The 10,427-nt window shown below is 69.7% G+C and carries 12 protein-coding genes; 2 read left to right on the top strand and 10 right to left on the bottom strand.

Going from position 1 to position 10,427, the window contains the following annotated elements:
• Window positions 1–213: 213 nt before the first annotated feature.
• Window positions 214–702, top strand: coding sequence for a hypothetical protein (locus tag FHG71_RS22135; RefSeq protein ID WP_139083886.1), 489 nt, complete (start codon window positions 214–216; stop codon window positions 700–702).
• Between the two features lie 33 nt (window positions 703–735).
• Here FHG71_RS22135 and FHG71_RS22130 read toward each other — a convergent pair whose 3' ends face one another.
• From FHG71_RS22130 to FHG71_RS22105, 6 genes are all read right to left on the bottom strand, one after another.
• Window positions 736–1,329, bottom strand: coding sequence for an ABC transporter ATP-binding protein (locus tag FHG71_RS22130; RefSeq protein WP_139083884.1), 594 nt, complete (start codon window positions 1,327–1,329; stop codon window positions 736–738).
• Window positions 1,326–2,075, bottom strand: coding sequence for an ABC transporter permease (locus FHG71_RS22125; RefSeq protein WP_139083883.1), 750 nt, complete (start codon window positions 2,073–2,075; stop codon window positions 1,326–1,328). Before FHG71_RS22125 ends, FHG71_RS22130 begins: the two co-directional genes overlap by 4 nt.
• A 1-nt stretch (window position 2,076) precedes the next feature.
• Window positions 2,077–3,048, bottom strand: a complete 972-nt coding sequence (locus tag FHG71_RS22120; RefSeq protein WP_139083881.1) for an ABC transporter substrate-binding protein — start codon at window positions 3,046–3,048, stop codon at window positions 2,077–2,079.
• A 51-nt stretch (window positions 3,049–3,099) separates the two neighbouring features.
• Window positions 3,100–3,534 (bottom strand): cupredoxin domain-containing protein, encoded by a 435-nt coding sequence (locus FHG71_RS22115; protein WP_176559577.1) that lies wholly within the window; start codon window positions 3,532–3,534, stop codon window positions 3,100–3,102.
• 110 nt (window positions 3,535–3,644) lie between these two features.
• A complete protein-coding gene (locus FHG71_RS22110) occupies window positions 3,645–4,610 on the bottom strand; it encodes a YVTN family beta-propeller repeat protein (RefSeq protein WP_139083878.1) in 966 nt (321 codons plus the stop codon).
• Entirely contained in the window at window positions 4,607–5,821 is a 1,215-nt protein-coding gene (locus tag FHG71_RS22105; protein WP_425467387.1) for an ABC transporter substrate-binding protein, read from the bottom strand. Before FHG71_RS22105 ends, FHG71_RS22110 begins: the two co-directional genes overlap by 4 nt.
• A gap of 20 nt (window positions 5,822–5,841) precedes the next feature.
• Here FHG71_RS22105 and FHG71_RS22100 point away from each other — a divergent pair, with 20 nt between their 5' ends.
• Window positions 5,842–6,369, top strand: coding sequence for a DUF3280 domain-containing protein (locus FHG71_RS22100; RefSeq protein WP_139083877.1), 528 nt, complete (start codon window positions 5,842–5,844; stop codon window positions 6,367–6,369).
• A gap of 11 nt (window positions 6,370–6,380) precedes the next feature.
• On the opposite strand, the gene FHG71_RS22095 is transcribed toward FHG71_RS22100, so the two are convergent.
• From FHG71_RS22095 to FHG71_RS22080, 4 genes are all read right to left on the bottom strand, one after another.
• A complete protein-coding gene (locus tag FHG71_RS22095) occupies window positions 6,381–6,920 on the bottom strand; it encodes a PQQ-dependent catabolism-associated CXXCW motif protein (RefSeq protein WP_139083875.1) in 540 nt (179 codons plus the stop codon).
• A 4-nt stretch (window positions 6,921–6,924) separates the two neighbouring features.
• Complete coding sequence (locus FHG71_RS22090) at window positions 6,925–7,755, bottom strand: substrate-binding domain-containing protein (protein WP_218014211.1); 831 nt, start codon at window positions 7,753–7,755, stop codon at window positions 6,925–6,927.
• Window positions 7,736–8,269: a c-type cytochrome, methanol metabolism-related gene (locus tag FHG71_RS22085; protein ID WP_139083873.1), complete on the bottom strand. Its 534-nt coding sequence runs from the start codon at window positions 8,267–8,269 to the stop codon at window positions 7,736–7,738. Before FHG71_RS22085 ends, FHG71_RS22090 begins: the two co-directional genes overlap by 20 nt.
• Before the next feature lie 74 nt (window positions 8,270–8,343).
• Window positions 8,344–10,116, bottom strand: coding sequence for a methanol/ethanol family PQQ-dependent dehydrogenase (locus FHG71_RS22080; RefSeq protein WP_425467388.1), 1,773 nt, complete (start codon window positions 10,114–10,116; stop codon window positions 8,344–8,346).
• Between the last annotated feature and the right edge of the window lie 311 nt (window positions 10,117–10,427).

Below are 10,427 nucleotides of genomic sequence, written 5' to 3'. Positions count from 1 at the left end.
CGCCTCCCGTTTGGCAACCTTGAATCACTCGCCGACCAGCTAGGGAATCCTCAAACGTCAACAAGCCCTAGTCGGGACGGCAGGTAGCCTCGTTTTTCCTCCTTCGCTTCGCTCTGTCCTTCCCGGGACAGGCGTTCACAAGCCCGTGCGCGCCGGAACGGGGTCCGGGGGCCCGGGCTTGCCACTCGGCACCCGCAACAGGGAGGACCTGTGATGACAAGATCGACATGGACCGCCGCCGCTGCCTTGGGGCTGATGGCCGGAGCCGCCGCCGCCCAGGACGCCGGGACCGGCGGCGACCAGCAGATGCGCGACACCGCGATCCAGAACGCGCAGACGGTGGGCATCCCCGACGCCCAGCATCTCGAGGGCGCGGTGGTTCTTCAGGGCACCTCCTCGACCGGAACGCCGATCCTGGTGGTCGTCGGCCCGGCGGGTGAGCTCCTGGCGCTGGCCAATCCCATGGCCCCGCCCAGCGGCGCCGCGCCGCAGGCCGCCCCCGCCAGCGACGGCTCCGCCGCAGCCGAGCCCGCCCCCGGGGAGCCGGCAGAGGAAGGCTTCATGGCCACCCAGACCCAGCCCATGGAGCCGCAGATGTGGGACCCCGCCGCGGTCGAGGGCGAGCTGCAGCGGCTCCAGGGCACCGGCGCCGCTTCCGGCACCACGACGACCACCGGCGGCGAGACCACCGAAGCTCCGTAACCCGATGGCCGGGTCTCCAAGGCCCGGCCCTCCTCAGCAGGCGAGCGTCGCGGGCGAGCCGCCCAGGCGACAAATCCTCTGCCCGAGGCGCTCGGCCTCCCGCGGCTCGTGGGTCACCAGCAGCACGGCGGGACGCGTCTCGGCGATCAGGCCCTCGGTCAGCGCGATCATCTCCTCGGCGGTGCCGGGGTCGAGCGAGACGAAGGGCTCGTCAAGGATCAGGAGCTCCGGCCGCCCGACGAAGGCGCGGGCCAGCGCCACGCGCCGCTGCTGGCCCAGCGAAAGCTGACCCGGAAAGTCCTCCGTCTTCTCGGCCAGCCCCACGCGGGCGAGCATGGCCCGCGCCATCTCGGGCCGCAGCCCCCGATGGGTGAGCAGGAGGTTCGCGAGCACTGTCCGCCAGCGCAGCAGCGTCGGTTCCTGGAACACGATGGCAATGTTGTCGGGCCGGTCGACCCGGCCCTCAAAGGCGGTGTCCACCCCAGCTACGATCCGCAGCAGCGTGCTCTTGCCCACGCCCGAGGGGCCCAGCACGGCCACGCGCTCTCCCGGCGCGACGTCGAGGCGGATGTCGCGCAGGATCTCCCGCCCGTTGAAGGCCTTCCGCCGCACGTCCACATGGATCATGCCGTGCGCCACCGACGGACGCGGCCTTCCCAGGGCTGAAGGACCGCCGCCTCGACCACCAGCATGACGACGACGAAGGACAGGGCATAGATCAGCACCATCCGCACGTCGAAGAGTTGGAAGTACATGTGGATCTTGAAGCCGATCCCGTTGGATCGCCCCAGGAACTCGACCACGAGCACGATTTTCCAGATCACCGCCGCCCCGCCCCGCGCCGCTGCGGCCAGATACGGGGCCAATTGCGGCAGCACGACGTGCCGCGCCTGCGCCGGCCGCGACATCCGGTAGACGCGCGCCATCGCGCCCAGTTCGGGGTCGAGGGCGCGCGCGCCCTCGCGCACGACCGTGACCACGTTGGGGATCTTGTTGAGCGTGACGGCGGCGATGGCGGCCGTCTCGTTGAGCCCGATCCACAGGTAGCACAGCACGATCAGCACAAGGGCCGGCAGGTTCAGGAACACCACGAGCCAGGGGTCGAGCCACCGGTCGAGCCGAGGCCGGGTCCCCATCAGGTACCCGATGGCGACCCCGATCGACATGGCGAGCACGAAGGCCCAGGCGACCCGGACCAGCGTGCGCCAGAGATGATAGGGCAGTTCCCCCGAACCGATCTCCCGCACCAAGGGCTCGATCAGCGCCCAGGGCGCGGGCAGGACCAGCGGATCGGCGGTCAGGACGGACGCCACCACCCAAAGGCCGACGATGCCGGCGAGCGAGGTCAGCCGGGCGGCGGCGGTCCCGTCCATCTCAGTTTGCGACGTCGAGGAACAGCCCTTCGGGCACCGCCGTCGCCTTCCCGACCAGCTCCTCGCCGCCGAGTTCGGCCATGACCTCCAGCATCCGGCCGGCCGCCGCCGTGTCGACCGGGCCCGGAGCGGGAATGCCGGCGCGGAAGCCCTCGCGCAGCGCCTCGAACTCCGCGTCGTTCGCCGCGTTCATCATGGGCCGGATGCCCTCCCACGCCTCGTCGCCCTGAAGCATCTCCTTGGCCTGCCGCGAGGCGCGATAGAGCCCTTGCACAAGCTCGGGATTGGCCTCGGCGAAGTCGCGCTTCATGTAGTAGGTCAACAGCGGCGTGTTGGGGTCGAGCCCCAGCGCCTCGGCCGCCTTCGCGACCGACATCAGCTCGCGCATGCCCCCGGCCTCCATCTTGGCCAGGAAGTGCCAGAAGTTGATGGCCGCGTCCGTCTCGCCGTCCATCGCGGACTTAAAGATCAGCGGCGGCGCCCCGAAGACCTGCTCCGTCTCGGCGGCGAGGTCGAAGCCGTTCTCCTGCATGGCATAGGCGCGCAGGATCAGCCACGACTTGTCGAGCGGCCCGCCCGCGATGCCGATGCTGCCGCCCCGCAGGTCCTCCAGGCTCTGCGCGGGGCTGTCGGCGCTCACGACGATCCCGCCGACCGAGGTCGAATACGGGATGGCCACATAGTCGCGGCCCTCGGCGGTTTGCGACGCGACCCAGATCCAGTCCGCCACGGCCACGTCGGCCTCATCGCCCTCGACGGCCACCCGCGTCGCGCCGTTGTCCGCAAGCCGCAGGAGCTCGAGCTGGAAGCCGTTCGCCTCGTCGAGGTCGTGGTCGATGATCGTCTGCAGCTCCCAGTTCAGCGTCCCCGACTCGAGCGTCGCCGCGCGGATCGTGGGCAGGTCCTGCGCGGCGGCGGCCTGCGCGAGCGCGGCCAGAGCCGCGCCGGCCGCGATGCGTTGGATGATGGTCATGGGCGTCCTCCCCTTGTCGCGGCGCCCGCGCGGGGGCCGCGTCCCTTTCCGTCAGCGGATGGCGAACTCCACCCGCTGCGTCTCTCCCTGGCTGCCCGGGATGGACAGCGCGAACGTGCCCGGACGGATGGCGACGAAGGACATCCTCGCCGTTCCTTCGTCATCGAACTCCAGGCTGTCCACCGCCATCGGCCGGATCTCGATGTCGTTGACGACGATCTCGTTGATCCAGATCGAGCGGAAGAAGTCCGCTCCCGACAGCGCCAGCTCCGCCGACCCGTCCGCCGTGATCTCGATCTCGTAGTAGGCCCCCGACTGCAATTCCACCGGCTGCTCGCCCGCGAAGAGCGGCTGGCCCGAGGCCAGCGTCAGCGCGATGGGCTCGCCTCGGTTGCAGCTCGCCAGGAGCCCCGCGAACCCCAGGTCGTCGCAGAGCGGCGCGGCCTGTGCCGACGCGCCGGCCAGAATCCCGACCAGGCCAGCCATCAGGCGCCGAACGATCGTCATGTGGTCTCCCCCTCCCCTTGCCTTTTCCGGCTTGTCGCGAGGATGCCACCGGCCCCCGCGCTCCGCCATTCGCCTTTCCGCCTAGACCGTCAGTCCGGCGCCACCACCACGCCCCAGGGCTGCTGGCCCACGGGAACGGACAGGATGACCTCCTCCGCGGCGACGTCGATGATCGACACGTCGTTCGAGTTGCCGTTGGTGGTGATGAGAAACTTCTCGTCCGGCGTGAAGGCGAGCTGCCAGACCCGTTGCCCCACCAGCAGGTAGTCCAGCACCTCCCAGGTTTCCCCGTCGATCACGGCCACCCGGTTCGACGGCCCCAGGGCCACGAAAACCCGGCGCCCGTCCTGCGTGACCCGCACGCCCACCGGCTGGAGAAGCTCCGGCTGGACCCCCGGCACCTCGAAGACGATCTTGTGCAGGATCTCGCCGCTCGCGGGGTCGATGACGCTGACCGTCCCCCCGATCTCGGAGCTGACGTAAAGAAGCGACCCGTCCTCGGTGAACTGTGCGAAGCGCGGCCGCTGGTCCACCAGCGTGTTCTGCGTGATCTCGAAGGTCTGGGTGTCGATGAAATGCGCCATGTTCGTCGTCTCGGAGGTGTTCACTACCACCGCGCCGTCGGGCGAGATGCCCATCCCCTCGGGCTCCACCCCCACCGGGATCTCGGCCAGGATCTGGTGCGTCTCCACGTCCGTGACCGTTACGAGGTTGTCGTCCTCGTTGGCGATGTAGAGCGGGTTGCCCGAGGGATGCAGCACGAACAGCTCGGGGTCCGGCCCCGAGGGCAGCGTGTGCAGCTCCTCGTAGGTGTTCGGATCGAAGACCCGCACCGTGTCGTCGTCCGAGGCGCAGACATAAAGTTCGGTCCCGTCGGGCGAGATGGTGATGCCGCGCGGGCGGTTGCCGGCCGGGAACTCGGCGATGACTTCCCAGGTCTCGCTGTCGAGCACCGTCACGGTGTTGCCCCGCTCGTTGCTGATGAAGACCTTGTTGGCCTGCGCGGGCCACGCGGCGGCCGAAAGCAGCAGGGCGGCGAGCGTCGTTCGGATCATTCCTGTCCTCCCCCGAAGGCGGTGCATCGCGACTCGGGCCGGTCGAGCCCCAGCGTGTCGAGCGGCGAGACCTCGTGCAGGAACCCGTCCTGCGGCGACACGCTGACGGTGATGCGCCCGTCCGTGAGCAGGACCGGCTGCCGAAGCTGGCCGTTCCAGTCGCGGAAGGTCACCGGCTGCCCCTTGAACGCCGCCAGCTCGAAGTCTGGCCCGAGCGCGTAGTTCCTGATCGCCTGCGGGTCCGCCGATCCCGTCCGCGTCACCGATTCGCCCACGACCCGCAGCGCGAGCCAGGCCAGGTAGTCCTCCTCGCGCATCGGGCGACCCGCCAGCTCCTCGAAGCGGTTCTGCATCTGCGTGGCACCCCAGGCCTCGTGCGCGGCGTGCCAGGTCACCGGCCGCAGGCCCGCCGCGCCGACCACGGGCGCCGCGTCCCAGGTCTGGAACGGCAGGTAGGGTGCGAAGACGTCGCTCGCATCCGCCGCGACGACCACGTCGTGGCGCCGCGCGTCCTGAGTAAAGACAGGGATCTGCCGCTGCACGAGGACGTGGCCCGTGTCCGCGACGCGCGCGCCTCCGGTGTCCGCGAACTCCCGCGTCTCCCGGATGCGGGCCCCGAACTTCTCGGCCGACGCCTCATAGGCCTCGGCCAGCGCCCGGTCCTCGGGATGCGAGCCGTGGATCAGGAACCAGTCCCCCCAGCGCTTCCAGATCAGGAACTGCGCCAGCGCATCGGTCATCATCCGGTCGCTGGGCGCGACGTGCAGGACGTTCGCCCGGCACTCCTCGCTCCGAAGCGCCTCGTCGGTCGCGCGGGCGTTGAGCAGCAGCATCCCCTCCGGCGCGGCGTCGGCGAAGGCCAGAAGCTCCTCGCGCCGGGCCTGCACGACGACGATCCGGGTGCCCTCGGCCACCAGCCGGTCGAACGCAGCCTGCGCCTCCTCGGGCGGCACGGCGACGGTCTGGGTGACGTAGTCCTGCCCCAGGAACTGCCCGGTGGTCAGGTTGTCCTGCGTGGCCAGCTCGGCCCCCGCGAAGCCCAGGTCCTCCGTGGGCAGATCGAGCCGCGAGATCGGCAGGAGCGACGGATAGTCCACCCTGATCACGGCGGCCGCCACTTCCTGCCCCGCCGCGGCCTGCGCGCCAAGCAGGACCGCCAGCGCGGCTCCCAGAACCCTGGCTCGCGCGGAACGGCGGCCTACCTTCGTCACGTCTCCTAGAGGGCGTGGCAATGAAGACTCCCTTTGCAGTTGCAGTCATGGCCTTTCTGGCGGCGCCTGCCCTGGCTCTCGATCCGCTCGAACCCGGCGCCAGCGTGGCCTTCCTGGGTCTCCACTTCATCGACACCTCGACCGAGGGCGCCTACAACGGCGTGCGCGAGGACGAGGTGGCGCGGCTGGCCCTGCTCGAGGACGCGGTCCGCGCCCGCTTCGTCGCCGAAGGCTTCGAACTCGTCGACCTCGCCCCGGTGGCCGAGGAGCTGGAGCGCACCCTCAACCCGGCGAGCTGCAACGGCTGCGACCTGCGCATGGCCGAACGGCTCGGCGCCGACTACGCGCTGGTGGGCGAGGTGCAGAAGGTCTCGAACCTGATCCTGTCCATGAACCTTGCGCTGCGCGAGGTGGGGACCGAGCGGCTGGTGCGGATGCTGGCCGTCGACATCCGTGGGAACACCGACGAGTCCTGGCTGCGCGGCGGGCGCTACATCCTCGATCGCCACGTCTTCGCCGAGGAGAGCCCCGAGGCGGCGCAGGACTGAGCGCCGCGGCGTCACGGCGCCTCCAGCGGCAGGACCGGCTCGGTCGGCAGGCCGGCCTCCGTCCATCCGTCCATGCCTTCGGGGTACCAGTGGACATCTCGGTATCCCATGGCGAGCGCGCGCTTGGCGGCGTTCCAGGACATCCAGCACTCCGCCTCGCAGAAGAGGAGGACCGGGCGCGACGGATCGCCGTCCGTGACGGCGGCCAGGCCCGCCTCGAAATAGTCCTGCTCCGGCGCGGACAGCCGGGCATAGCCGACGTTCGGCAGCCAGACCGCCCCAGGGATGCTGTCGTGCGGCCGGTCGCGCCAGATCGTGCCCTCCGGCAGCCCCTCGGGACGCGCCTCGCGCGGGAGCACGTCGACGAAGGCGACCCGGCCCTCCTCCCAGAGACGCCGGGCCTCCTGCGTCGCGACCACCGTCGCCCCCGAAAGCGTGTCGGGCGTCGCGCCGCGGTAGGGCGCCTCCCGATAGCCCACGGGTTCCGGCACCACCTCGCCCCGCGCGGACGGCGCGATCAGGCAGGCCAGGACGACGGCGGCGCGCAGCACTTCCCTATCCCTCCGCCTTCAGCTCGGTCCCCATGTCGTTGAGAATCGGCACCCCGGCCTCGCGCAGGATGGCGTCGATCCGGTCCTGGTTGCGGCGGATGAGCGAGTTCAGCTCCCGCTTCCAGGCGTCCTCGCCCTGCCGAACTCCCATCGTGATCCGATAGGACAGCCGGGGCGGCAGCTCCTCGCGCAGCAGCGGCGTGGCTACGAGGTCCGGGTGGCGCTGCTTCACCATCGGCCCCGCGATCGGCCCCCACATCACGGCGAGGTCGATCTCGCCCGCCTCCAGGTCGGCCAGCATCTCGTCGGGCGGCGAGTTGTGCCGCCGGTCCGCGAAGAGCTCGTAGGACCGGATGTCGTCCAGAAGCCCCTCCCGCGCGAGATGCGAGGCCGGCGGGCTGCCCGCGATCACCCCGATCCGCGCCTCCTGCAGCTTCGGGTCCGCCAGCGTGTCGACCTCCGCCAGCGGCCCGTCCCGGCGCGTCACCAGCACATGGGTCGAGGTCATCCAGTGATTGGTGTTCAGGACCAGCTCGTCCCCCTGCGCGTAGCCGATCACCACGTCGCATTCGGCCGCCGCCAGCGTGTTTCGGATGAAGCCCGTGGACATGGGGTACCAGGTGTACTCGACCGGCCGGCCGAGCGCCTCGGCCAGAAGCTCGGCGATGCGGTTCTCGTAACCCGTCCCGTCCTCCACCGAGGCGGGATAGGCGGCCGGGTCCGAGCAGACGCGGAACGCGGTCTCGGACACGAGGTCCGGGACCTGCGCCTGCGCCGTCGCGGCCATCAGTCCCAGGCCAAGGATCGCGGCGGCCTCAGGTGCCCAGGCAGGCATTCTCGGCCTCCCGGATGGCGTCGGACTTGTCCTCGCGATCGGCGGGCCGCCCCCGGGGCAGGTCGCCCGTGCCGCGCGCCTTCAGGTAGACGTAGATGTCGTCGAGGTAGCACATGACGTTGAAGTTGTCGCCGAAGGCCGGCATGACGCTGTTGTGGCCCGCGCCGACGTTCTGCCGCCCGCCCGCGACGACCCCGTAGAAGTCGTAGTAGTCCATCCGGACCGCCGAGTTCTTCAGCGCGGGCGCATAGCTCGACCCTTCGCCGTCCGGTCCATGGCAGACGTGGCATTCCGCGTGATAGCGCCGGAAGCCCGAATAGGTCAGCCAATCGACCGTGCCGTCCTCGGCGATGTTGTAGGTGGGGATGCCGTCGGCCGTGAAATACCGTCCGTTCTCCTCGGAGGCGACGGCGATGTTGGGATCGCCGGACGGCGCCGCCTCCTGCGCCGAGCCCGCCGAGGCCGTCAGCACCAGTAAGGCAAGGACAGCGCCCGGCCGGAACGGGATTCGCATCTTGATGACTCCTGTCGTGGGGAGGAAGGCCGGCGGGGCTGGTCCCCGCCGGCGTCGGATCGAAGGGACGCCGCTCAGTCCGGCAGCGCGAAGACGGTGAGCTGCCCGCCCAGCGCCGTGTAGTCGCTGAGCGCGGCATAGCCACCCACGGCGCCCAGGCCCTCGTTCGGGTTGGTCAGCCCGGCCGCGAGCCCGATCCCGGCCCAGCCGCCCACGCCCGACAGGACGGCCACGTACTGCTTGCCGTCATGCTCGTAGGTGGTGACGTTGCCGATGATCCCCGAGGGGGTCTTGAAGCGGTAGAGCTCCTCGCCTGTCTCGGCGTCCACCGCCTTGAGGTGGCCTTCGAGCGTGCCGTAGAATACGACGTTCCCCGCCGTGGCCAGCGCGCCCGACCAGACCGAGAACTGCTCGGGCAGCGACCACTTGATCTCGCCCGTGCGCGCGTCCCAGGCGATGAAGTTGCCCATGCCGCCATGGCTGTCGGGGGCCGGATACATCGAGAGCGTCGCCCCCACGAAGGGCTGGCCCGCGGTGTAGCTCACCCGGAACGGCTCGTAGTCCATGCAGACGTGGTTCGTCGGCACGTAAAACAGCCCCGTCTGCGGCGAGAAGGCCGCCGGCTGCTGGTCCTTGGTCCCCAGCGCCGCGGGGCAGATGCCCTCGGTGTTGGTGTCCTCGCCCTGCTGACGGGTCGAGAAGTCCGCCACCACCTGCGGCCGGCCGAACTGGTCGGACTCGGGGTCCATGACCACCTCGGTCGCCCAGTTCACCGCCGGGTCGTACTTCTCGGCGACAAGAAGCTCGCCGGTCTCGCGGTCCATCGTATAGGCAAAGCCGTTGCGGTCGAAGTTGACGAGAAGCTTGCGCATCTGCCCGTCGATCTCCTGATCGACCAGGATGTTCTCGTTCACGCCGTCATAGTCCCACTCGTCGTGGGGCGTCTTCTGGTAGAACCACTTGGCCATGCCGTCGTCCGGGTCGCGGGCCATGATGGTCATGGACCACTTGTTGTCGCCCGGGCGCTGCGACGGGTTCCAGGTGCCGGGGTTGCCGGTGCCGTAGTAGATCAGGTCCAGCTCGGGATCGTAGCTGTACCAGCCCCAGGTCGTGCCGCCGCCGATCTGCCACTGGTCGCCTTCCCAGCTCTCGATCGAGGAGTTCTCGCCGATGGGCTCGCCCAGCACGGTCGTCGCCTGCGGATCGACGAGCATCTCCTCGTCGGGCCCGGTCGAATAGGCCCGCCAGCGCTGCTCGCCGGTGGCCATGTCATAGGCGGTCACATGGCCGCGCACGCCATATTCGCCGCCCGAGATGCCGACGATCACCATGTCCTTGACCGGCATGACGGTCGCGGTGTTGGTCTCGCCGTTCGCCGCGTCGCCGTTCTTGACGCTCCACTTCACCTCGCCGGTCATGGCGTCCAGCGCCACCAGCGTGGTGTCGGCCTGATGCAGGAAGATCGTGTCGTTGGCATAGGCCACGCCGCGGTTGATCGTGTCGCAGCACATCACCGCGATGACGTTCGGGTCCTGCTGCGGCTCGTAGCGCCAGGCGATCCGGCCCTCGTTGGCCAGATCCAGCGCATAGACCGTGTTCGGGAAGGGCGTGGTCAGGTACATCATGTCGCCGACGACGAGGGGCCCGCCCTCGTGCCCGCGCAGCACGCCCGTCGAGAACATCCACGCGACCTCCAGGTCGCCCACGTTCTCGCGGGTGATCTGGTCGAGCTCGGAGAATCGGGTATTGGCGTAGTCGCCGGTCTGGATGACCCACTGTCCGGGGTCGTTCATCATCTCCATCAGCGCCTCGTTGGCGCTCACGGGGATGGCTCCGACTGCCAGCACGGCAGCGGACAACAGCAGTGATCTTCTCACCTTGGTACCTCCCTGGGTCCTGTTCGGTCGTCAGTCACTTGCGCGGACGAACGGCGCCTCCTCGCCGCGTCTGCAACCTCCTGCGGGCTCAGGCCTGCCCGCGGTTGCCGCCCTATGGTTCTCCTCCTGCCGTGCTCCTCGTTCCTATCGATTCCGTTCGCTGGACCGCCGCCTAGTAGATGACGACGCCCCGGACGCTTTCGCCTTTGCGCATCAGGTCGAAGCCTTCGTTGATGCGGTCGAGCGGCAGGGTGTGGGTGATCATGGGGTCGATCTCGATC

Source organism: Rubellimicrobium roseum (assembly GCF_006152145.1).
Taxonomy (GTDB): Bacteria; Pseudomonadota; Alphaproteobacteria; order Rhodobacterales; family Rhodobacteraceae; genus Rubellimicrobium; species Rubellimicrobium roseum.
The sequence above is the reverse complement of the archived record's forward strand: the minus strand, read 5'-3'. Positions and strand labels throughout refer to the sequence as shown.